This is a genomic window from Paenibacillus alvei DSM 29 (assembly GCF_000293805.1).
In the GTDB taxonomy this organism is placed as follows: Bacteria; Bacillota; Bacilli; order Paenibacillales; family Paenibacillaceae; genus Paenibacillus_B; species Paenibacillus_B alvei.
Map to the genome: position 1 here is coordinate 285,088 of NZ_AMBZ01000008.1, position 23,010 is coordinate 308,097.

20 protein-coding genes and 2 pseudogenes are annotated in these 23,010 nt (G+C 47.5%); all 22 read right to left on the reverse strand.

Features of this window, described 5'->3' with window-relative positions:
• Positions 1–59 precede the first annotated feature (59 nt).
• Positions 60–269, reverse strand: coding sequence for a YlzJ-like family protein (locus PAV_RS23995; RefSeq protein WP_005550518.1), 210 nt, complete (start codon positions 267–269; stop codon positions 60–62).
• Positions 270–469: 200 nt separating this feature from the next.
• Positions 470–1,177, reverse strand: a pseudogene (locus tag PAV_RS24000) (ClpP family protease); the annotation flags it as partial.
• A 180-nt stretch (positions 1,178–1,357) separates the two neighbouring features.
• On the reverse strand, positions 1,358–3,034 hold the full coding sequence (locus PAV_RS24005; protein ID WP_005550520.1) for a ribonuclease J: 1,677 nt from the start codon (positions 3,032–3,034) through the stop codon (positions 1,358–1,360).
• A 219-nt stretch (positions 3,035–3,253) separates the two neighbouring features.
• Positions 3,254–4,138, reverse strand: a complete 885-nt coding sequence (gene dapA / locus PAV_RS24010; protein WP_005550521.1) for a 4-hydroxy-tetrahydrodipicolinate synthase — start codon at positions 4,136–4,138, stop codon at positions 3,254–3,256.
• A gap of 59 nt (positions 4,139–4,197) precedes the next feature.
• A complete protein-coding gene (gene dapG, locus PAV_RS24015) occupies positions 4,198–5,415 on the reverse strand; it encodes an aspartate kinase (protein WP_005550522.1) in 1,218 nt (405 codons plus the stop codon).
• A 125-nt stretch (positions 5,416–5,540) separates the two neighbouring features.
• On the reverse strand, positions 5,541–6,581 hold the full coding sequence (locus PAV_RS24020) for an aspartate-semialdehyde dehydrogenase (protein WP_005550523.1): 1,041 nt from the start codon (positions 6,579–6,581) through the stop codon (positions 5,541–5,543).
• A gap of 73 nt (positions 6,582–6,654) precedes the next feature.
• On the reverse strand, positions 6,655–7,248 hold the full coding sequence (locus PAV_RS24025) for a dipicolinate synthase subunit B (protein WP_005550525.1): 594 nt from the start codon (positions 7,246–7,248) through the stop codon (positions 6,655–6,657).
• Positions 7,245–8,144, reverse strand: coding sequence for a dipicolinate synthase subunit DpsA (gene dpsA / locus PAV_RS24030; RefSeq protein ID WP_005550526.1), 900 nt, complete (start codon positions 8,142–8,144; stop codon positions 7,245–7,247). Before dpsA ends, PAV_RS24025 begins: the two co-directional genes overlap by 4 nt.
• 158 nt (positions 8,145–8,302) lie before the next feature.
• Complete coding sequence (dut, locus tag PAV_RS24035) at positions 8,303–8,761, reverse strand: dUTP diphosphatase (protein ID WP_005550528.1); 459 nt, start codon at positions 8,759–8,761, stop codon at positions 8,303–8,305.
• Positions 8,730–10,004, reverse strand: coding sequence for a M16 family metallopeptidase (locus PAV_RS24040; protein ID WP_040736661.1), 1,275 nt, complete (start codon positions 10,002–10,004; stop codon positions 8,730–8,732). Before PAV_RS24040 ends, dut begins: the two co-directional genes overlap by 32 nt.
• Before the next feature lie 76 nt (positions 10,005–10,080).
• Entirely contained in the window at positions 10,081–11,079 is a 999-nt protein-coding gene (locus PAV_RS24045; protein ID WP_005550530.1) for a polysaccharide deacetylase family protein, read from the reverse strand.
• 248 nt (positions 11,080–11,327) lie between these two features.
• Entirely contained in the window at positions 11,328–13,532 is a 2,205-nt protein-coding gene (gene pnp / locus PAV_RS24050; RefSeq protein WP_005550531.1) for a polyribonucleotide nucleotidyltransferase, read from the reverse strand.
• 201 nt (positions 13,533–13,733) lie between these two features.
• Positions 13,734–14,003, reverse strand: a complete 270-nt coding sequence (gene rpsO / locus PAV_RS24055) for a 30S ribosomal protein S15 (RefSeq protein WP_005550532.1) — start codon at positions 14,001–14,003, stop codon at positions 13,734–13,736.
• Between the two features lie 192 nt (positions 14,004–14,195).
• A complete protein-coding gene (locus PAV_RS24060) occupies positions 14,196–15,173 on the reverse strand; it encodes a bifunctional riboflavin kinase/FAD synthetase (protein WP_005550534.1) in 978 nt (325 codons plus the stop codon).
• A 172-nt stretch (positions 15,174–15,345) separates the two neighbouring features.
• Positions 15,346–16,266, reverse strand: coding sequence for a tRNA pseudouridine(55) synthase TruB (truB, locus tag PAV_RS24065; protein WP_005550535.1), 921 nt, complete (start codon positions 16,264–16,266; stop codon positions 15,346–15,348).
• On the reverse strand, positions 16,263–17,261 hold the full coding sequence (locus PAV_RS24070; protein WP_005550536.1) for a DHH family phosphoesterase: 999 nt from the start codon (positions 17,259–17,261) through the stop codon (positions 16,263–16,265). Before PAV_RS24070 ends, truB begins: the two co-directional genes overlap by 4 nt.
• A gap of 70 nt (positions 17,262–17,331) precedes the next feature.
• Positions 17,332–17,685 carry a 30S ribosome-binding factor RbfA gene (gene rbfA, locus PAV_RS24075; protein WP_005550538.1) on the reverse strand — a complete coding sequence of 118 codons (354 nt, stop codon included), beginning with the start codon at positions 17,683–17,685 and terminating at the stop codon, positions 17,332–17,334.
• 53 nt (positions 17,686–17,738) lie between these two features.
• Positions 17,739–20,603, reverse strand: coding sequence for a translation initiation factor IF-2 (infB, locus tag PAV_RS24080; protein WP_005550539.1), 2,865 nt, complete (start codon positions 20,601–20,603; stop codon positions 17,739–17,741).
• Positions 20,581–20,919, reverse strand: a complete 339-nt coding sequence (locus PAV_RS24085) for a L7Ae/L30e/S12e/Gadd45 family ribosomal protein (protein WP_005550540.1) — start codon at positions 20,917–20,919, stop codon at positions 20,581–20,583. Before PAV_RS24085 ends, infB begins: the two co-directional genes overlap by 23 nt.
• Positions 20,912–21,223, reverse strand: a complete 312-nt coding sequence (rnpM, locus tag PAV_RS24090) for an RNase P modulator RnpM (protein ID WP_005550541.1) — start codon at positions 21,221–21,223, stop codon at positions 20,912–20,914. Before rnpM ends, PAV_RS24085 begins: the two co-directional genes overlap by 8 nt.
• A gap of 88 nt (positions 21,224–21,311) precedes the next feature.
• Complete coding sequence (nusA, locus tag PAV_RS24095) at positions 21,312–22,409, reverse strand: transcription termination factor NusA (RefSeq protein WP_005550542.1); 1,098 nt, start codon at positions 22,407–22,409, stop codon at positions 21,312–21,314.
• Positions 22,410–22,500: 91 nt separating this feature from the next.
• A pseudogene (gene rimP, locus PAV_RS24100) lies at positions 22,501–22,925 on the reverse strand (ribosome maturation factor RimP).
• Between the last annotated feature and the right edge of the window lie 85 nt (positions 22,926–23,010).

Sequence of the window (23,010 nt, forward strand, 5' to 3'; positions counted from 1 at the left end):
GTCTGTCTGCTTGAACATATATGGGATTAAACCATCCGCAATGTCTTAGACCTTACATATTAACACAGTGATAATATGGTGCCAGGGGCGAAGCTTGGATCCAAAAAGTCCTGCATGCCTGTATTCTTCAACAGCCGCTCGACTTTCACGGTCGTATTGTCGACCTGCTGCACTAGCAGCGTACGTCCCTGCCACTGCATTTCGAAAAATGCCGGCTCCTTATCGAATCCTTGCAAGACCTGCTCCATCGGTATGATTGTATGAAGCATTATCCTCGCTCCTTTGCCGGCACATACATTGCTTGCGTACCTGCATGCTGATTGTGTTGCTGCTGCTGCTGATTAGCTCCACATTGTTCACCAGATATGATCGGCTGCTCAGCCCCAGCATGATGCCCGCCATGTTCTTGATGCGATCCATAATGATTAGCGTGCGCATGGTCATGATGGCCACCATCCGAGCCTCTCTCCTCACGTTTCTCATCAATTAAGCGATTCAAATGCTTCAATGCCGTACCAATACCCCCGACTTCATCAATAAGACCATACTTAACAGCATCATGCCCAATTACTGTCGTACCGATATCGCGTGTCAGTTCTCCAGTTGTGAACATTAAGTCCTTGAATTTGGACTCTGAAATATTTGAATGAGCCTTTACAAAGCGTACGACCCGCTCCTGCATCTTCTCCAAATACTCAAAAGTTTGCGGTACACCGATTACGAGCCCTGTTAATCGAATTGGATGAATCGTCATGGTTGCCGTCTCTGCAATTAAACTGACATCGGCAGCTACGGCAATTGGAACCCCGATGCTATGCCCTCCTCCTAGCACCAATGTCACGGATGGCTTGGACAATGAGGATATCATCTCGGCTATGGCCAGCCCTGCCTCTACGTCTCCCCCAACCGTATTTAATACGATGAGCACACCCTCAATTTTTGGATTCTGTTCCACCGCAATTAATTGTGGGATCACATGCTCATATTTGGTTGTTTTATTTTGAGGAGGCAATACAATATGCCCCTCGATTTGACCGATAATGTTCAAGCAATAAATATTAGATTCGCCGGTTGTCGGGATCGACGCCGTACCTAGTTGTTGAATTGTTTCCACTGTAGGGGGAGCTTTAGTTGGCTGCTGCGGCTGACCTTGTGGATCTAAAGGCTGTTCGTTCATCATCTTCCATTACCTCCAATTGACCGGTACAATGCCGTCATAGCATGCTTCACGTAAAGATGTTTTATACGCTGATTCATATGCATAAAAAAGCTGCCGTCCCTGCAGATTGCAGAGACGGCAGCTTGTAACGTACGTGAGCGAGAATGACTGGTGACTGGGATTCTCGCTCACTTCGTTCTATACTTCCATAATGATTGGCAAAATCATCGGACGACGACGCGTTTGTTCGTACAAGAAACGTCCAAGCGCATCTTTTACGTTCGTCTTCAATGATGCCCATTCGTTCACATTTTCATTCATTAGCTTATGCAGTGTTGAAGTGACGATGCGGTTCGCTTCATCAAGCAGTCCTTCCGATTCACGGACATACACAAATCCGCGAGAGATAATGTCTGGTCCGGAGAGAATCGTACCTTCTTGCTTGCTGAGTGTAACAACAACAACCAATATTCCGTCTTGTGACAACAGCTTTCGATCGCGCAATACGATATTGCCGACATCGCCGACACCAAGACCATCAATAAGTACATAACCGGATTGAACCTTAGAGCCCCGGCGTGCAACACCATTCGTAATTTCAACAGTATCGCCAATATCCGTAATAAAGATATTCTCCCGCTCAATTCCGACTGCTTCTGCCAAGTCAGCGTGGTGACGCAGCATGCGGTATTCACCGTGAATCGGAATGAAGTACTTCGGCTTCATCAGATTCAGCATCAGCTTCAGTTCTTCTTGGCTGCCGTGACCGGATACGTGTACACCAGTCTTGGAGCCGCCATAGATGACATGAGCGCCGAGGCGGCACAGTTCATCTACCGTTCTGCCCACATATTTCTCATTGCCTGGAATTGGTGTAGCCGCGATCACGACTGTATCCCCTGGCAAAATATCAACCTTGCGGTGCGTAGAGCGCGCCATGCGCGTTAAGGCTGACATCGGTTCACCTTGAGAGCCCGTGGACAGGATAACTACTCGATCAGCAGCCATCTTATTCACTTCTTCTGGTTCGATCAGCATACCATCTGGTATGTTCAAGTAGCCTAGCTCGGAAGCGATCGTGACGACGTTCACCATGCTCCGACCGATAACGGTTAACTTGCGATTTGTCGAATATGCAGCATCAATGACTTGTTGAATACGGTGAATATTTGAAGCGAATGTCGCAACAACTACGCGCTGCTCCGCCTTCCGGAAAATATCTTCCAGAACGACACCCACACTACTTTCAGATGGAGTAAAGCCTGGGCGTTCTGCATTCGTACTGTCTGACAACAGTGCAAGAACCCCTCTTTGGCCAATTTCCGCCATACGCTGCAGATCAGCATATTGACCGTTAACCGGCGTATGGTCAAACTTAAAGTCTCCTGTATGAACGACGCATCCTTCTGGAGTATCGAGACATACACCGACCGAATCCGGGATGGAATGGTTCGTTTTGAAAAAGCTTGCGCGAATAGTGCCTAGCTGAATTTCCGAATCAGCTGTAATCAGAATTCGCTTTGTTTCACCTAGCAAATTCGCTTCCCGCAACTTGCTCTCAATCAATCCGAGCGTCAATCTTGTTCCGTATACTGGAACGTTCAAATGCTTCAGTACATATGGCAACCCGCCAATATGATCTTCATGTCCGTGCGTAATCAAGATTGCTCTTACCTTATCTCGATTCTCCGTGAGGTATGAAATATCCGGGATGACAATATCTATTCCGAGCATGTCTTCTTCCGGGAACTTCAACCCTGCGTCTACGACGACGATATCGTTACCGTATTGGACGACGTACATATTTTTTCCGATTTCACCTACGCCGCCCAATGCGAAGATGGACAATTTATCAACGTTGTTTTTCTTCGACAATTGGATCTTAACCTCCTATATTCAGTTGGCCGTCGTACCAATGAACATCCTTCTTTTGAAAAATATACCGCACCCAGTCACTTGATATCCATTATACATGAACAAAAGTAGAAAACACAAGTCGGCGATTTGTCCCCTATTGTTGCCGAAAAACACAAAACCGATGCTGGATATCAGCATCGGCTTAGTAAAAGTGCAATTATTCGCTTACTAAAACAGCTATTTTCCTTTATTTTTGATCGATTGTACCAGTTCACGAATAGCTGCCGCTTCTTGTGAAGTCGGTTCTACGAGCGGAAGTCGAACACTTCCTACTTGGAAGCCAGACAATTGAAGCGCATGCTTAACCGCTACTGGGTTCGGACACATGAACAGTCCCTTGAATACCGGGAACAGCTCAAGATGAATACGAGCAGCCTCTTCATGCTGACCAGCCAGATGATTTTCAATCATTGCCTTTATTTGAGCACCAATAATATGGCTGGCCACACTGACAGCACCATATCCGCCTACGGACAAAATAGGCAGCGACAAGGAATCCTCGCCACTGTACACCTTGAATGAGCCAGGAGCGCCAGCGACGATCTGGGATACTTGCTCTAGACCCGCACACTCTTTCGTAGCAACAACATTAGGCAGTTCAGCCAATCGAAGCGTCGTCTCGACTGAAAGGCTGGATGCCGTACGCCCTGGAACATTGTAGAGCATGATCGGCAAAGAAGTAGATTTCGCAATCGCTTCAAAATGTCGATACATCCCCTCTTGCGAAGGACGATTATAATAAGGAACCACGAGTAAAATGCCGTCTACGCCCGCTTCTTCTGCTGTCTTCGTCAAATGGATAGAATGTGCCGTATTATTGCTTCCTGTGCCGGCAATAATGCGTGCGCGTCCGTTGGCTTTCTCGACCGCAAAACGGAACAGCGCCACCTTCTCTTCATCTGTCAACGTAGGAGACTCTCCTGTCGTCCCGCACATAACGATGCTGTCACTCTTCTGTTCCTCAATTAAGTAATTTATCAATCGTTCACATTCAGGCCAATTTACCTCATTCTGACCGTTGAATGGTGTCACCATCGCCGTAATTAATCTACCAAAATCCATAAAGACTCCTCCTCTTGCGACTATATGCGCTCAAGGTTCGCGTTCCTAGCGCTGCGTGATTATCGATTCAGATGGAACTTCGCATGCAGCGCCCGCAAAGCCCGAACCATATCTTCCTTACGTACCAGAACCCAAATCGTTGTATTGGAGTCGGCGGATTGAAGAATCTGAATTTCTTGCTCAGTCAAGGCTTCAACGATGTGCGCCATAATACCTGGCACCCCATTGATGCCTCCACCGATTACAGATACTTTCGCGCAACCCGATAACGATTTCGGCTCGAATCCCATCTCTCCCAGCACTTGCAGCGCTCGCGGCGCGTCACTGTCAAATACCGTATAAACAGCGCCAGATGGGGTTACATTAATAAAATCAACACTAATTTGATTTTGCGCCATTGCCTTGAACACTTTTAATTGTAAATCATACACGCCCTCACGAGATTCCACCGTGATTTGTGTTACATTGCCAACATAAGCAATTCCCGTTACGTAGCGATCAACGATGTCAGGCTGCATATCACGGAATCCTTCCGGATTCGTCACAAGCGTCCCTTCCTCATCGCTGAATGTAGAACGGACACGAACTGGAACCTGAGCTTGCATTGCGATCTCAACAGCACGCGGATGAATAACTTTGGCACCATGATGCGCCATGTTGCATATTTCTGCATAGCTGACGATAGTAAGCGGCTTCGCATCCTCAACAAGACGAGGATCAGCGGTCAATATTCCATTTACATCGGTATAAATATCGACTATTTCTGCGTGCAGCGCCGCACCCAATGCTGTTGCAGACGTGTCACTGCCACCGCGTCCAAGTGTAGTAAAGTCGCCTGTTTCCGTTTGCCCTTGAAATCCAGTTACAATGACAACCTGTACATCTTTCCAGGCATCAATAACTCGATCAGGAGTAACATCCAAAATACGCGCATTATTGAAATGGCTATCCGTCTTAAACCCGGCTTGTGCGCCAGTAAGAACCGTGGATGTGATACCTTCACTATTCAACAAGCTGCATAAAGTGGTAGCGGAGATAATCTCTCCACAGCACAAAATCATATCCTTCTCACGTGATGGCAAACTATCGCCATTCTGACCTATCCAATCAAGCAAAGTATCTGTCGCATATGGCTCTCCCCGTCTGCCCATCGCCGATACAACCACAGCTAATTGGTATCCCTGCGCCAATTCTCTACGGATATGGTGTATGACTCTTTCTCTAGCTTCTGGTGTAGACAAAGAAGTTCCGCCAAATTTTTGTACTAATATTCGCATGTGTTATTTCCCCCAACTAAATGAAAACTGACTGCCAGAACGAATAAAGGCAATTCAACCCATCACATCGTGACCAAGCTGAATACCTTGTCAAGTAAGAAAAAAAGGCAGGAGCGGCCTGCCAATTACTGCCGCTCCGAAGCAATGTACTCTGCGATTTGTACCGCGTTCCATGCAGCGCCTTTCATTAAGTTGTCGGATACGACCCACATATTCAATGCGCGTGGCTGAGACAAATCACGACGCAAACGGCCAACGAATACATCTGGCTTGCCTGCAGATTCGGTAGCGAGCGGGTACTTTTGTTCGGAAGGCTCATCGACGAGCGTCAAACCTGGCGCGTTAGCCAGCAACTCGCGCACATCCTCCATTTGGAAGTCGTCCTTCAACTCAACATATACAGATTCAGAGTGGCCATGTACGACCGGGATACGGACGCATGTTGCCGTCACTTGAAGGCTATCATCATTCATGATCTTTTTGGTTTCACGGATCATTTTCATTTCCTCGAGCGTGAATCCATTATCTTGGAACTTATCGATTTGAGGAATAGCATTGAATGCGATTTGATGCTTCACGGGCAAAGAACCAACTGGAAGAATGTCTGGCTCAACTTCATTGCCTGCAAGCACTTCTGTAGATTGACGCAATAGCTCGTTAATTGCTTTGCTGCCAGCGCCTGACACTGCTTGATACGTAGACACGATGATACGGGAAATACCGTAGCGATCATAGAGCGGCTTCAAGGCTGCTACCATTTGAATCGTGGAACAGTTCGGATTGGCAATTATGCCTTGGTGTTCCTTCACTTTCTCGATGTTCACTTCGGGAACAACGAGTGGCGTGTTCGGATCCATACGGAATGCATTGGTATTATCAATACATACCGCTCCGCGTTCTACTGCAGCTGGAGCCAACTCTTTACTAACATCGCCGCCAGCACTGAACAAGGCAATATCAATACCTTCGAAGCTTTCTGGCTTTGCTTCCTCAACCGTAAATTCTTGACCATTAAACATGATCTTCTTGCCGGCTGATCGTGCCGAAGACAACAGCTTCAAGGATTGAATGGGGAATTGACGTTTTTCTAACAATGCTATGATTTGTTCCCCTACTGCACCCGTAGCGCCGACTACAGCAACATTAAACCGCTTCTGATTCGTCATCTGTCGTTTCTCCCCTCTATACCCACAATCTTTCAACCATCTATATTATGATAATTTGCGTGGTATGCTATGTTCAGTACTGGAACCGTTCAATTAATACCGGTTGAAGCTGCCTGCCCTCTAATGCTGCATAGCAGGCCTCTGGTACCAAGTCCATGCGCGCCACCAATGAATTCGGCTTCTGCTTTGGATTATCTTGGCCGAACGGAACGAAGTATATGTTCTTGGCAACGAGAAGTTTGGCAATATTGGCCGCATTCAAGCCCAGTCCATCATTCGTCGATATCGCCAGCACAAGCGGGCGCTGATTGCGCATCTGTGCCTTCGCCGCCATAAGGACAGGACTTTCTGTCATTGCATTCGCCAATTTACTCGTTGTATTGCCTGTGCAAGGTGCTATGACCATCACATCCAGCAGCTTGGAAGGCCCAAGCGGCTCAGCATCCACAATTGTAGAAATGATATCATTGCCAGTTATTTCTTTCAACTGTTTCTGCCAGTGATCCGATGCTCCAAAACGCGTATCCGTCGTCATCACCGCTTGCGATGCAATCGGAATAACCCGTGCTCCTGCATCTACGAAGCGCTTCACCTGAGGCATTATTTCCTCTAATGTACAGTGAGAACCTGTTACTGCATAGCCGACTGTTTTCCCCGTGAAGTTCATTGTCCACTCCCCCGATTCCGCATGTCCTCAAGCAACAGTTGTGTGATACTCTGTGCCAATATTCGTCCAGCAGATTTCGGTGCGACAATGCCTGGCAACCCTGGTGCCAGCATAGCCTTAATCCCCCGCTTCTCCGCGAATCTAAAATCCACGCCCCCCGGGAAGGAAGCAAGGTCGATAATCACGGCACGGTTAGGGATTTGCGCTATGACCTGCGCTGTGACTATCATAGTCGGTATCGTATTAAAAAGCAAGTCGATATTTGACACCTGTCGTGCGAGATCTGCTATGAAAAAAGGCTTAAATCCCATTTCTACCGCTCTGGCAAAATGTTCGTCTCTGCGCACCCCAATTCGTACATTGGCCCCTAACCCGAGAAGGGTACGAGCCAATGTGAAACCTGTTCTTCCCATGCCAAGGACAACTGATTCAGAACCATGCAGCGTAATGTCTGTGTTCTGTATCGCCATCATAATTGCGCCTTCGGCTGTTGGAATCGAATTGTAAATGGCAACATCGTCCCGATCGAACAGTTCAATTAATGAAATGCGGTATTTTGCGCATAGCTTGCTTAAATACGGTTTGGCCATTCCCGTAAAAATGACACACTGATCCGGAAGTGCCGCAATATGCTCCTCGGTCAGCAACAATTCATCCGACGTAAATATGGCATGAACCTTGCCGCTGTCATCTGTGCCTACCGCAGGAAGCACAAGAGCGTCCGCATGCTTCAGCAGCTCAATAGATAAAGGCTGGCGCTGCACGCCATGGTACGGATTTTGCAGTTGGTCATACCCTACAATCGTGACACTGGCATCTAATTCAGTCAGCTTATGGATGATCTCTAGCTGGCGGGCATCTCCGCCAATAAACACGACCTGAACCCCAGTCAACATCCTCGCTGATCACTCCTTTCACAAACATGCACACAACATATAAAACATCTTATGCCGCCGCCTAAAAAGGGTGCAGCCATAATCGCACCCATCTGCATGCACAAAAAAACGCAGTCGTTTTACCTATTAGGTAAACTCAACTGCGTGATTTATAACTTTTATTTCGTTCCCGTATGTCCGAAGCCGCCTTCTCCGCGCATCGTTTCAGTCAATTCATCCACCTCGACAAGTTCAATAGAAGGAACAAATTGAATGACCATTTGAGCAATGCGCTCATTGCGTTCAATCTTGAAGTGTGTCTGTCCTAGATTGGCCAGCAATACCTTCACCTCGCCGCGATAGTCGGCATCGATCGTACCTGGTGAATTCAAGCATGTAATACCATGCTTATAGGCAAGTCCGCTGCGCGGACGAATCTGTGCTTCTAAGTATCCAGGCATCGCCATGCAGAACCCAGTAGGGACAAGGGCACGATGACCAGGCGCTAATGTAAGCGGTTCTTCTACTGCTGCATATAGATCGAAGCCTGCTGCTAGTTCAGACATTTTCTGAGGAAGCGGGACATCCTCATTGCCTGGCAGGCGCTTAATTTGAACTTGGTGTAATTGCTGTAACAAGTTGATCCCTCCTAAATGCCGATATTGCTTTGTCATTTGCTCCGACCATTGCTCCTGCGAATGAATGGGAAAGCATACGCTTCAATACAAATGTAACATCATCTAACGCGATTGAATCAATGCGCGCGATGATTTCATCCAACGTATAATGCTTGCCAAGCATGAGCTCATTTTTCCCTAACCGATTCATGCGGCTGCCGGTACTTTCTAAGCCAAGAATAAGACTTCCTTTTAACTGCTCCTTGCCCTTGTGCAGTTCTCCCTCAGACAATCCCTTCACCGCCAGTTCGCCTAACATATCCATAGTCAGATCTAGCACTTCTTTCGTCTGCTTCGGCGCTGTACCTGCATAGATCGTAAACAGACCACTGTCTGCATGTGAGGAATGATAGGAGTAGACCGAGTAAGCAAGCCCACGCTTCTCCCGAATTTCCTGGAACAGGCGAGAGCTCATGCCTCCCCCGATCAAGTTGTTAAGCAAGATCATCGCATATAAGCGCGGATCCGTCATTGAACAGCCAGGCAGGCTGAGACAAATATGATTCTGTTCCGTCTTCTTCTTATGATAAATGAATTCACTGTGGAAACTAGGTTCCGATATATTGGCTGCAAGCTCATCATTCGAAAATTGCCCGAAGTGCTTTTCCAGCAGCTCAATGATCGAGTCATCAAAGTTTCCCGCTACAGCAATGACTGTATTCGAAATCGTATAATGGCTCTTCATATAAGCCCGCAAATGATCTGGCCCCATCGGTGTGAGTCGTTCCTTTGTTCCTAAAATCGGATACGCCAACGGATGCGCACCAAAGGCAGCACGAGTAACCAGATCATGTACGGTATCATCTGGTGTATCCTCGTACATCGCAATTTCTTCAAGTATTACATTTTTCTCTTTCTGCAACTCCTCGTCCAACAAAGATGAACGGAAAAACATATCGGATAATACATCGACGGCAATTGGCAAATGCTCATCGAGTACCTTCGCATAGTAACAAGTATATTCTTTGGAAGTGAACGCATTTACATTGCCTCCAATCGCATCAAAAGAGTCTGCGATTGCTTTTGCATCAAACCGTTCCGTTCCTTTGAACATCATATGTTCGATAAAATGGGAAATCCCGTTGGTCGTTTCATCCTCATTTCGAGAACCTGTCTTCACCCAAATTCCAAATGAAACGGAACGGCAGGTTGGGATTTTTTCCATAACGACACGCAGGCCGTTAGACAGCTGCACTTTCTCCACCGGCAATTCCTCCTCGTCCAAGTACATTCCAAGTATGCCTTTCTAATCCTACCAGAAAACTTACTCCCTCTCAACTTCATTTGGAGGGCATTCGCTTCTCCGAAAGCGTCTCCCCAACCGTTCCCGGTGTAATGCCCTTTTCCCTTAGAATCCGTATCATATCGTTCAAGGCAGTACTGGATGGAGCAGTTGGATGCATCAAGATGAGCGACCCTGGCTCCGTCTTCTCTTGAAATCTTCGCAATATTGTAGATACGGCTGGCTTCATCCAATCTCTCGTATCAAATGTCCACAGCACCGTCTTGAGACCAAGTGTACGCGCCGTGCGTACTGTCAGCATATTAAAATCTCCTGATGGAGGAGCAAACCATTTATTTTCTACCCCAAGCGTTTCCTTAAGCAGTTGCTTGGTCTTGTCAATTTGCTGGGTCTGTAGTCCTTCGCTCAGTTCACTCATGTTCGGATGGGAGTACGCATGATTCTCCATCTCGTGGCCAGCCGCCTGAATGCGCTTCGCAATGTCTGGATGTTTTTTCAACCAGCTTCCATCTAAGAAAAATGTCGCTTTCACCTTCTCTTTCTCCAACACGTTAAGCATCGGATCAATGAATTCATTGCCCCATGCAACATTAATCATGAGAGCGGCCATTGGCTTATTCGGATTCCCGCGATATATCGGTTGTGGATCCAGATCATTCAGCGTAATAGCTGGCTTAATCTCCCGCATAACGAATTGAAGCACATCACCTTGCCCCTTACCTTTGTTGGCCGCATAGGTTTGCTCCAGGTCAACTTCTATTCCATTATATCCGGGGATAGCCTTCCATACCCGATCCACGCGGGCATTAATAGGAGCAATATATTGTTTGGCTGCTTCCTGCTTAATTCGGGCCATGAGAGCATCATCTGCAGCCTTATCGTCTTGGTTTGATTGATACGCATAGCTAACGGCGAGCTCAGCCTTTCTTTCCTGTAAATAGCTTCTTACATCTGGCTGCGCTCCAACTGCAAGCACGATGACAATCCCTGCTGTTACGGCAATCCACTTCTTGAAAATTGGCTGCATCAAGTCCATTCCCTTCCATGATAGTCCTTTTGATTCTATGCGTTTTCGGGACGAGTTATGCGGTCAGAATGAAAACCGTTCCATCTTCTACTCTAAAGAAGTTTCTACAGCAGTAAAATTGTCCATAGCCGATGTTGATCACTTCGCTCTGTGATTCATTTTTTGCATCAAAAAAAGAGCCAGAAACCAGTCTGCCTCTTTCCTTGCTACGTATGTTGTGTTGCCTTCTTCAGGCTTGTCTTGCTCTCGTACCCGAATTAGCTTTGCGGCTTAGACGGACGCGGTCCGCGAGGTGGACGATTGCCGCCCCCTTGCGGAGGTCTGCTGCTGCGTGGACGTTCCGTCCCTGCAGCTTCGGAGCTTGCAGAACCTTCTGTCTGCGCAGGCTCAAGCAATACTTTACGGGACAAGTTGATACGGCCCTGTTGATCAATCTCGACAACCTTAACCTCAATCTTATCGCCGATGTTCACGACATCTTCTACTTTCGCTACACGCTCAGTCGACAATTGCGAAATATGCACAAGCCCTTCCTTGCCTGGAAGCACCTCAACGAATGCACCGAATTTCTCAACGCGCTTCACTGTTCCTGTGTATACCTCACCAACGACAACTTCCTTCACGATACCTTCGATAATTTCACGGGCACGCTCGTTGGACTCTGCATTTGTAGATGCGATGAAGATGCGTCCATCCTGCTCGATGTCAATTTTGACACCTGTTTCCTCGATGATTTTGTTGACGACTTTACCGCCGGCACCAATAACATCACGGATCTTATCTGGATTAATATGCATCGTCAAGATCTTAGGCGCATACTGTGACAAGGATTCACGTGGAGTTTGGATAACTTCATTCATTTTACCCAAAATGTGCATACGTCCTGCACGTGCTTGATCCAGCGCTTGCGTCAAGATGCTGCGGTCAATACCATCGATTTTGATATCCATTTGAATGGCTGTAACACCTTCAGCAGTACCAGCAACCTTGAAGTCCATGTCGCCGAGGTGGTCTTCCATACCTTGAATATCGGACAAGATGGAGAAGTGTTCCCCGTCTTTGATCAGACCCATAGCAATACCTGCAACTGGCGCTTTGATCGGTACCCCTGCATCCATCATAGCAAGTGTGCTTGCGCAAATACTTGCTTGCGAAGTTGAACCGTTAGACTCCAACACCTCAGATACGAGACGAATTGTATATGGGAATTCGCTCTCTGGCGGAATAACCTTGGACAAGGCACGTTCTCCAAGTGCACCGTGACCAATCTCGCGGCGTCCAGGCGCGCGAAGCGGACGAGCTTCTCCTACGGAGAATGGCGGGAAGTTGTAATGATGCATGAAACGCTTCGATTCTTCCAAGCCAAGACCGTCCAAAATTTGCACGTCTCCAAGCGCACCAAGCGTACAGATGCTGAGTGCTTGCGTTTGTCCACGTGTGAACAAGCCTGATCCGTGAGTACGAGGCAGCAGTCCTGTATCGCAATCAATCGGACGAATCTCCTCTAGTTGTCTGCCGTCTGGGCGAACTTTGTCATGTGTAATCAAGCGGCGAACTTCTTCCTTCACGATATCGTACAAGGTTTCGTTCACATCGCTCATATTCTCAGGCGTTTCTACATACAATTGTTCGAAATGTGCAACTGCTTCTTGATTGATTGCATCAATCGCGTCTTGACGCGCATGCTTCTCAGGAATACGAATCGCCTCAACAAGACGTTCCTGTGCGAAAGCACGAACAGCAGCATTCACATCCGTATCAACTGCATGCAGCTTTACTTCCATTTTAGACGTGCCCGCGATTGCCGCGAACTCTTCAATCTTCGCAACAATTTTCTTGATTTCTTCGTGACCGAACATGATTGCTTCAAGCATAACCGATTCCGGTACTTCGTTCGCTTCTGCTTCAACCATCATGATCGCGTCTTTCGTACCCGCTACAACAAGGTGAATATCGCTCTTTTCCTCTTGTTCAACAGTTGGGTTAATAATAAATTGACCGTCGATACGTCCAACAATCACGCCCCCGATTGGCCCGTTAAATGGCACATCAGAAACCGTTAAAGCAGCGGATGTCCCGATCATTGCCGCGATTTCAGGTGGGCAATCTTGATCCACGCTCATAACCAAATCCACGATTTGCACATCGTTGCGGAAGCCTTCCGGGAACAATGGGCGAATTGGGCGGTCAATAAGACGGCTGGCAAGAATCGCTTTTTCGCTTGGGCGACCTTCGCGCTTAATGAATCCTCCAGGAATTTTACCTACAGCATATAATCGTTCTTCGTAATTGACAGTCAATGGGAAGAAATCTAGATCTTTAGGTTCCTTCGAAGCCGTTACAGTACACAATACAACGGTGTCGCCGTACTCGACTTTGACTGCGGCATTTGCTTGCTTGGCCAAGCGTCCCGTTTCCAGGATAAGCGTTCTGCCGCCAAGTTCCATCTCGATGCGGTTCATCGGATCCCTCCTTAAGTGATTCACTTTATAATCTTCGGTACTACTCCCATTATTTCCTGCATTTCATTTGAAATACCGTTTCATTGGAAGCTTGTATTCTATGACAATATGTAGCAACTTATGCAATCACTAAAAAGCAACCCGGTTGCATGCCGCTTTATCAGGCGGCGATGAACAACCAGGCTGCTTTGGTTCGTGCTATTAACGGCGAAGACCGAGCTTTGCGATCAATGCGCTGTAGCGTTTAACATCTTTGTTTTTCACATAAGCCAACAATTTACGACGTTGACCTACCATTTTCATCAAACCACGACGGGAATGATGATCTTTCTTGTGTGTACGAAGATGCTCCGTCAAATTAACGATGTTTTCAGTAAGGATAGCGACTTGCACTTCCGGAGAACCAGTGTCCGTAGCGTGCGTCTTATGTTCTTCAATAAGCTGTTGCTTACGCTCTTGAGTCATAGCCATCCTATTCACCTCCTAAAATATGTTAGTTTACGCCATTAGCCTCGTTATCGACGGTGAGATCGAGTAACCAAGCTATGGACAGGTGCCGTTTTCACGACAACGTTATTAGTATAGCATTATCATCTTCAAAAGTAAAACAAGTCTTTGCAATCTATTCATACAAAATAGAAGCTTAGAAAATGGAGCGCAATATTAAACGCCAATTGTTAATGCAGGCGCCTTATCCATCTTGCTCAGACGTTGGCGTGCTTCCTCTGAATCCGCAGTAATCTGCGTAATCAGCTCTTGTATGGAGCTGAACTTGCGCTCTGGACGAATATAGCTCATCAGGGCAACCGTTATGGTCTCTCCATATATATCTTGATCAAAATCAAATAGATGGGCTTCAATCGATTGAACGGTTTCTCCCGTCTTGAACGTCGGCTTTAAGCCGATATTCAGCACCCCATCATACCATGTTCCGTGCACAAGCACCTTCACGGCATATACGCCATTCGCTGGGATGACATATGCTTCTTCTGCCCGAACATTCGCAGTTGGGAAGCCCATCGTACGACCACGGGCGTCACCGTGAATGACCTCGCCACGAATGATATACGTTCGGCCTAGCAGCCGATTCGCATTGACAACATCACCTTGCAATAGACTTTCGCGAATCCGTGTACTGCTTACCTTCACTGCGGTTTCTACGTCGTTATGTGCTGGTATGATATCAACAGTAAAGCAGCCCTTGCCCCATTCCTGCAGCAATTGGGCGGTACCTTCTCCGCCATGACCGAAGCGATAGTCGAAACCGACAACAACATGTTTCACCTTCATACGGCAGATCGCTTCTGCGAACTGCTGCGCTGTTACCTTAGCAAACGACAAATCAAACTGTACAACATACAAGCGGTCAAGCCCAAGCTGACTCAAAATTCGCTTTTTCTCCGACAATGGCGTAATGAATCGTTCATACTCCGGCTTGCCGAATACTCCCTTGGGATGTGGATGGAAGGTCATCAGCCCTACAGGCAATTGTTGCTGCTTCCCATAGTCTAACGCACGTCGAATGACCCTTACATGTCCCTCATGAATGCCGTCAAAATGTCCTAATATTAATACTTGCGGCTGCTCCTGCAGTCGCCAGCTCGAATCATCGAGCGCTGCATGTAATGCTATCGTTTCCATTATAATCAGAGCCCCTGCGTATTATCGATTTGTGATTAAACTACTAATCCAGTTACACGGACAGTCAACAGTAGTGTCTACCTTCTAGTATGTTCTCCCTTTCACAAGAGTAGACAAAAAGCTGGCGCATACCGAGTCACTTGACGCTCGATCTGCGCACTAGCTATGCTTGTTACTCGTTCGGAAGAAATACCTTCACAGGACGCAATACAGTTTGCCCCTGTGGAACTTGGAATATCCCATAGAACGTTCCTTGTTCATCATACAATCGAATCGTACCATTCGTCAAAGGTTTCGGCTGTAAAGCATGAAGGGGAATCGATCGCCCTGTAATTGCATAGTGCGCATACTTCTCAGAAACCTCGATTCTAGGCATATCTGATATCGCATCTTCCACAGATAGCAGCATCTCTTCAAATGTCCCATCCGCGACAGCTTGCTCGATCTGTTCAAAGGTTACACATTGAGACGGCACAAACCCAGCAGATACCGTCCTCGTTAGCTTGGCCATCGTAGATGGAACGCCAAGCTTGCGGCCTATATCAACGCATAGTGTCCGGATATACGTTCCTTTGGAGCACTCGACAAGGAAGCGGATTTCCGGTTCTGCTGCGCCTAACTGCATATCCAGAAGATCAATCTTGTGGATCGTAACCTGCCGCGCTTTGCGTTCCACCGTTTTTCCCTCACGTGCTAGATCATATAGTCGCTTACCATCCACCTTAACGGCTGAATACATCGGAGGAATTTGCTCGATGTCTCCAATAAAGGAATGAACCGCCTCCCGTATCATCTCTGCCGTCAAGTGAGAAGCATCCGATCGCTCCAATACTTCTCCACTCAGATCCTCTGTGTCGGTAGATAGACCAAATCGAAGAACTGCCTCATACTGCTTCGGCATCTCCTGCAAATATTCAACAATTCGCGTTGCTTTGCCAATGCAAAGCGGCAGCACTCCGACAACCTTCGGATCCAATGTTCCCGTATGCCCGATACGCTTCTCCCGAATTAGTCGGCGTACTTTGGCGACTACGTCATGGGACGTCCAGTCCTCAGGCTTCCATACGGGCAATACACCATGATAGTTACTCATAAAGCTTGCTTCACCCGTTCTATTACAATGGTAATGACTTCTTCTAATGTACCAGTAAGCTTGCAGCCTGCTGCACGAACATGGCCGCCTCCACTGAAGGATTGAGCAATCTCAGCCACATTGGCAAGTCCTGCGGAACGCATGCTCACCTTAACTCCTGTGTCATCTACTTGCTTAAATAAGATACCAACTTCTACACCATCGATATTGCGCGGATAATTGACCAAGCCTTCCAGATCTTCATTTAGCGCACCGGTCTCCTGCATATCCTGAGGGGTCACATACAACCAGCCAATTCGATGATCTTCGCTAAATGCCAATCGCGACAGGCCACGCTGTATAAGCTGCATCTGTGCCATCGACATCTTTTCAAGCAATCGATCCGCAATGTCATTACCGTTAACACCTTGCTTCAGCAGCTCAGAGGCTATCGCCATCACATGCGGAGTCGTATTGCTGTACCGGAATCCGCCCGTATCGGTTAACAAGCCGGTATACAGTACTGTTGCTACACCTAAATCGAGTGTGATCCCGTAGGAAGTAATCATATCGAATAATATCTCAACGGTTGCCGCAGCATCCTCGCGGATGACTGCAACTTCCCCATAACGGTCATTCGTTGGATGATGATCAATATTTAAAATACGAGCATCTTTATCGATCCATTCTGCTATTTTGCCGATGCGTGCATAATCCGCACAATCCACACAAATAACGTTATCAAACGGCTTGGCAGCAACGTTCTCGCGATCTTCATGTACATTGATTTGATCAGATCCCGGCAAATAGCTTAGCTTGTTAGGAACTCCATTCTCATTCACCATGACGAAGGATTTGTTCCATTGACGAAGCAGCCAGCCTACTGCCAATGTTGAGCTTATTGCGTCTCCGTCAGGCTGAACATGTGCAACAACAAGAAAATGATTTCCCTCTTGAATAAAGCTTCTAGCTCTCTCGATCTGTTCTGCATAAGATAGCGTCGTTAGTCCTGTCATTAATAACCTCCATACAGACAAGTGAACCGAGCCTAGGCCCGATTCACTTGTGCGTTCTTATGCAGCTGTCTTAGTTATTGTCGCGATCGCGAATTTCACCAAGCAGCTTTTCGATATGGCTGCCGTATTCGATCGAAGAATCGATCTTGAACAACAGCTCTGGAGTATGACGAAGACGAATTCGCTTGCCAATCTCGGAGCGAAGGAATCCGCTCGCCTTCTCCAAGGCTTTCATGGATTGTTCCTTTTGTTCTTCATTACCCATGACACTCAAGTACACTTTGGCTTGTGATAAATCGTTCGTTACATCAACGCCTGTCACCGTTATGAAGCCGATTCGAGGATCCTTAATCTCGGTTTGAATCAACTGGCTAAGTTCCTTCTTCATCTGCTCGCCAACACGTCCGGAGCGAAAGTTCGCCATGGGAAACACCTCATTTCATTTATAACTTACAACATCATCCGAGTGAAACCATTCTATTTGCGTTCGATGGTTTCCATAACAAACGCTTCGATGATGTCGCCTTCCTTCATATCGTTGTACTTCTCAAGCATAATACCGCACTCGTAGCCTTGTGCAACTTCCTTCGCATCATCCTTGAAGCGCTTGAGCGAGTCGATCTTGCCTTCGTGAACAACAATACCGTCACGGACAAGGCGTACTTCTGCAGAACGGGAAATCTTACCTTCTGTAACCATACAGCCGGCAATTGTTCCGACCTTGCTGATCTTGAACGTGTTGCGCACTTCAGCATGACCGATAATAACTTCTTTATATTCTGGGTCAAGCATACCTTTCATCGCTTGCTCGATTTCTTCTACGATCGAGTAGATGACACGGTGCAGACGAATATCAACCTTCTCTTGCTCTGCGGTAATCTTCGCTTGCGCATCTGGACGAACGTTGAAGCCGATTACGATCGCATTGGATGCTGTTGCCAAAATAACATCCGATTCGGTAATTGCACCCGCACCGGAGTGAATGATCTTAACGCGAACGCCTTCCACTTCAATCTTCTCAAGCGAACCGCGAAGTGCTTCTACGGAACCTTGAACGTCACCTTTAATAATCACGTTCAGTTCTTTCATTTCGCCGTCTTTAATATGCTTGAACAGATCATCCAGCGTTACTCGAGTATTCGCACCCAGTTGGCTCTCTCTGTATGTTGTCGAGCGCTTCTCAGCGATGGAACGAGCTTTGCGCTCATCCTCAAACGCGACGAACATATCGCCAGCCTGTGGAACATCTGTAAGACCTGTAATTTCGATCGGTGTGGACGGGCCTGCTTCTTTCAAGCGGCGGCCGCGGTCATTCACCATTGCGCGCACACGGCCGAAGCATGTGCCTGCAACGAATGGATCTCCGACTTTCAATGTACCTTGTTGAACGAGTACACGTGCAACTGGTCCACGACCTTTGTCCAGTTCAGCCTCGAGTACAGTACCGCGAGCATCCTTATTCGGGTTCGCCTTGAACTCGTTCACTTCGGATACGAGCAGGATCATTTCGAGCAATTCTTCTAAACCCGTACGCTGCTTCGCAGAAACGTTAACGAAGATAGTGTCTCCGCCCCACTCTTCTGGAACCAATTCATATTCAGTCAGTTCCTGCTTCACGCGATCGACATTGGCTTCTGGCTTATCGACCTTGTTTACAGCAACGATGATTGGGCAGTTCGCCGCTTTCGCGTGGCTGATTGCCTCAACCGTTTGCGGCATAACACCATCGTCAGCAGCAACGACGATAATCGTAATGTCGGTTACTTGAGCACCGCGAGCACGCATCAGCGTAAACGCTTCATGGCCTGGTGTATCCAGGAACGTAATCTTCTTCGAGTTAAACTCAACTTGGTATGCACCAATATGCTGCGTAATGCCGCCTGCTTCTCCACCCGTAACATTCGTTTTGCGGATCGAATCAAGCAATGTCGTTTTACCATGGTCAACGTGACCCATAATCGTAACAACTGCTGGCCGTTCAACCAAGTCTGCTGCATCTTCTTCTTTTTCTTCTGTTTCCTCGAACGGATCTTCGGATACAGGCAGCTTCAAATCAACTTCAACTTTGAATTCGTCTGCAATCAATTGGATTGTATCCAAATCGACTTCTTGGTTGATTGTTGCCATAACGCCCATGAGCAAGAACTTCTTAATAACCTCGGAAGCGTCTTTATGAAGCAATTTTGCCAATTCACCTACTGTCATTGCACCGCGTACAATAATCTTTTTCGGCGTATTGTCAATTTTCTCACGCTGTACCTGCTGTTGATTATTTCTGCCTCTGTTCTTGCCGCCGCGGCCGCGCATGCCTCCGCCATTACGGTTGTCATCGAAGCGTTTCTTATTATTATTGTTGTTTCTTGATTGATTTCTTCCACCGGAAAAATCATCACTGCGCTCACCGAAGTTTCTGTTCGGACGTTGCTGGCCGCCTTGACCTGCACGCGCTTGATCACCTTGACGCTGTTGACCGCCTTGTGCAAAGCGCGCTTGCCCGCTGCTTTGTTGACTACCTTGACCTGGACGGGATCCACCGCCTTGACCTGGACGCGGAGCGCCACCTTGACCACCTTGACCACCTTGACCACCTTGACGCGGAGCGCCACCTTGACCACCTGGACGCGAAGCACCACCTTGACGTGGTCCGTTTCCTTGCCCGCCTTGACGCGGAGCGCCACCTTGACCTGGACGGGAGTTCCCGCCTTGGCCTTGACGTGGGCCGCCGCCTTGACGCGGAGCACCTTGGCCTTGTCTTTGCTGGCCATTAGATCTGTTACCTTGATTATGCTGTTGTTCACCTGATCGACGTTGTTCTTGTCCGTTCATATTCCCCTGTTGGTTTCCTTGTCTTGTATCCATATTAATGTTTATCTCGCCCTGTCTATTATGGTCTTTTTGACCGTCATGACCTCCACCGCGAGTAATGCGTTCCTGGCGTTCATTACGTCCGCCTCGGTTGCCTTCGCGCTGATGGTCGCGACCGTCACGTTGCATTTGTTGCTGCTGTCCAGCATGTGAGTCACGCTGATCCGCCTGTTGACTTGTCTTTCTTGCCGGTTGGCTAGCAGTTTTATCTGGTACTTCTGATGTTTTCGTCTGGCTAATGTTCACTTGTGGTTGCGAGGTACTATTGCCTTCACGCTTTGCCTGTGCATTTTCCTTAATCGTGCGCATGTACGACTCTACTTTCCCTACAGCATCATTCTCCATAACGCTCATATGATTGTTAACTGGTATGTTAAGACGTTTGAGTATCGTAATAATTTCTTTGCTGCTCATATTAAGCGATTTGGCATATTCATAAACTCTTGTTTTGTCCTTAGTGTTCTCTTGTTTGCTCAATATACTCCACCTCCGACATAGTTTTCAGCCCGTTCGTCATCATGGTCGCAAATCCATCATCCGTTACCGCCAATACTACCCGCTGCAGTTTGCCAATGCTCTCACCGAGCTCGCTGCGCGTAAATCCGATAGCAAGTGGCACTCCGTACGACTTACATTTATCTCGAAACTTCTTCTTCGTGTTGTCAGAAGCGTCCGCCGCAACAATCACCAAGCGTGCTTGCTTATTGCGAATCGCCTTGAGGACAATCTCATCACCAGTCGTCAGCTTTCCTGCCCGCTGGGCAAGACCAAGCTGCGACTTTACCTTACTCATAATCATCCTCCTGCTCCTTCAAGGCGTGGAATTCATCCTCCACCTTAATGAAGTCTTGAGCAAGCTGTTCATAGATGGAAGAATTCACCTGATGCTTCAAAGCCCGATCAAGCGCACGAGACTTATGCGCAAGCTTGAAGCAGGACAATTTCCCGCACAGGTATGCGCCGCGTCCAGACTTCTTCCCTGTCAAATCAATTAAAACCTCATCCTGTGGTGTCTTTACCACACGAATCAGTTCTTTCTTCGGCATCATTTCTTGACATGCGACACACTTCCGAAGTGGAACTTTCCTCGGTTTCATGACTCAATCCCCCCCTTACGATTCGGTCTGACTTCCCCTGCTTGAAAGAAGCGACCGCTTCATATGGCGTTGGTCGCGCCTTCGGTGTTTACTCGCTTACTTCAATGCTGTCGTCAACAGGTCGCTCATCCGAAGTCGCCGGGAATTCTTCCTCATCTGCTTGGGATTCACTCTTAATATCGATTTTCCAACCAGTCAATTTCGCGGCAAGTCGAGCGTTCTGTCCTTTAATCCCGATTGCTAGCGACAACTGATAGTCAGGCACGATAACACGAGCCATCTTCTCAGCCTCTCGCACTTCGACATCAACAACTTTGGAAGGGCTAAGTGCATTTGCTACATACTCGCTCACATCTTCAGACCATCGTACAATATCAATCTTCTCACCACGAAGCTCGTTGACAATCGTTTGTACGCGCATTCCTTTTGGCCCGACGCAGGAGCCTACCGGATCGACTTCCTCGTTGCGGGAGTATACTGCAATTTTGGAGCGTTGACCCGCTTCACGAGCAACTGACTTGATTTCAACGACGCCATCAAAGATTTCTGGTACTTCCAGTTCGAACAGGCGCTTCAGAAGCCCTGGATGCGTACGGGACAAAATAATTTGCGGTCCCTTCGTTGTGTTCTCCACTTTCGTAATGTATGCTTTGGTACGATCACCGTGCTTGAACTTCTCGTTCGGCATCAACTCGTTCAAAGGAAGGACTGCTTCCACTTTGCCCAAATCTACATAAACATTGCGCATATCCTGACGTTGCACGATACCTGTGACGATATCATCGGACTTGTCGATGAACGCGTTATAGATAAGGCCGCGCTCCGCTTCGCGAATACGTTGTGTTACGACTTGTTTCGCCGTTTGTGCAGCGATGCGGCCGAAATCACGCGGTGTAACTTCAATCTCGCAAATATCATCCAGCTGGTAGTTCGGATTATGTTCACGGGCAGCATGAAGTGAAATTTCAAGACGCGGGTCCAACACCTCGTCCACTACGTTTTTGCGTGCATATACCTTAATTACTCCAGTTGCCCGGTTAATATCTACTCGTACATTTTGTGCAGTATTGAAGTTGCGCTTATAGCTCGAAATCAGAGCCGCTTCAATTGCATCAATGAGTACTTCCTTGCTAATTCCTTTTTCTCTTTCGATTTCCGACAACGCGTCAATAAAATCCATACTCATTTGGTGAGTTCCCCCTTTCAGCCGAATCCGGCTTCATTCCAATAATGTTAAAATTCAGCAGGCCGATTCCCAATCTAAGATCACGATCGTCCTAAAAAACGATAGCAAGACGTGCGCTTGCTACCTTCTCAAACGGAATTGCATGTTCTTTTTGCCGACTTGAACAACGACCGTCTGTTCATCGAAGGAAGAGAGAACTCCTTCAAATTCCTTCAATCCGCCTATCGGTTCGTATGTAGTCACATACACATGCTTGCCCACCGCTTTGACGAAATCCTTCGTCTTCTTCAACGGACGTTCCGCACCTGGAGACGAAACTTCCAAGAAGTAAGCGTCTGTAATCGGATCGTTCTCGTCCAGCTTCTGACTCAATACTTCGCTGATGCGGCCGCAATCCTCGATGTCAATGCCGCCTTCCTTGTCCACAAACACGCGCAGGAACCAACTGCTGCCTTCCTTTACGTATTCCACATCGACAAGTTCGAAGTTGTTCTCTTCCAAATAGGGTGTGATCATATTCTCAACTGTCGATTTGATATTGGCTGAGCTCAAATTCAAGAACCTCCTAGAATGTTAGGAATAATGATGTTCCTCTATGTTA

What these genes read in the sequence shown, in the direction of transcription:
- nusA (WP_005550542.1), bottom strand. Translation starts at nt 22,409, where the DNA reads ATGAGTATGGATTTTATTGACGCGTTGTCGGAAATCGAAAGAGAAAAA.
- rnpM (WP_005550541.1), bottom strand. Translation starts at nt 21,223, where the DNA reads ATGAAACCGAGGAAAGTTCCACTTCGGAAGTGTGTCGCATGTCAAGAA.
- PAV_RS24085 (WP_005550540.1), bottom strand. Translation starts at nt 20,919, where the DNA reads ATGAGTAAGGTAAAGTCGCAGCTTGGTCTTGCCCAGCGGGCAGGAAAG.
- PAV_RS24020 (WP_005550523.1), bottom strand. Translation starts at nt 6,581, where the DNA reads ATGACGAATCAGAAGCGGTTTAATGTTGCTGTAGTCGGCGCTACGGGT.
- PAV_RS24060 (WP_005550534.1), bottom strand. Translation starts at nt 15,173, where the DNA reads ATGGAAACGATAGCATTACATGCAGCGCTCGATGATTCGAGCTGGCGA.
- rbfA (WP_005550538.1), bottom strand. Translation starts at nt 17,685, where the DNA reads ATGGCGAACTTTCGCTCCGGACGTGTTGGCGAGCAGATGAAGAAGGAA.
- rpsO (WP_005550532.1), bottom strand. Translation starts at nt 14,003, where the DNA reads ATGGCTATGACTCAAGAGCGTAAGCAACAGCTTATTGAAGAACATAAG.
- dpsA (WP_005550526.1), bottom strand. Translation starts at nt 8,144, where the DNA reads ATGTTGACTGGGGTTCAGGTCGTGTTTATTGGCGGAGATGCCCGCCAG.
- PAV_RS24025 (WP_005550525.1), bottom strand. Translation starts at nt 7,248, where the DNA reads ATGAACTTCACGGGGAAAACAGTCGGCTATGCAGTAACAGGTTCTCAC.
- dapA (WP_005550521.1), bottom strand. Translation starts at nt 4,138, where the DNA reads ATGGATTTTGGTAGATTAATTACGGCGATGGTGACACCATTCAACGGT.
- PAV_RS24070 (WP_005550536.1), bottom strand. Translation starts at nt 17,261, where the DNA reads ATGACAGGACTAACGACGCTATCTTATGCAGAACAGATCGAGAGAGCT.
- PAV_RS23995 (WP_005550518.1), bottom strand. Translation starts at nt 269, where the DNA reads ATGCTTCATACAATCATACCGATGGAGCAGGTCTTGCAAGGATTCGAT.
- pnp (WP_005550531.1), bottom strand. Translation starts at nt 13,532, where the DNA reads ATGAACCGCATCGAGATGGAACTTGGCGGCAGAACGCTTATCCTGGAA.
- truB (WP_005550535.1), bottom strand. Translation starts at nt 16,266, where the DNA reads ATGAGTAACTATCATGGTGTATTGCCCGTATGGAAGCCTGAGGACTGG.
- dapG (WP_005550522.1), bottom strand. Translation starts at nt 5,415, where the DNA reads ATGCGAATATTAGTACAAAAATTTGGCGGAACTTCTTTGTCTACACCA.
- PAV_RS24045 (WP_005550530.1), bottom strand. Translation starts at nt 11,079, where the DNA reads ATGGACTTGATGCAGCCAATTTTCAAGAAGTGGATTGCCGTAACAGCA.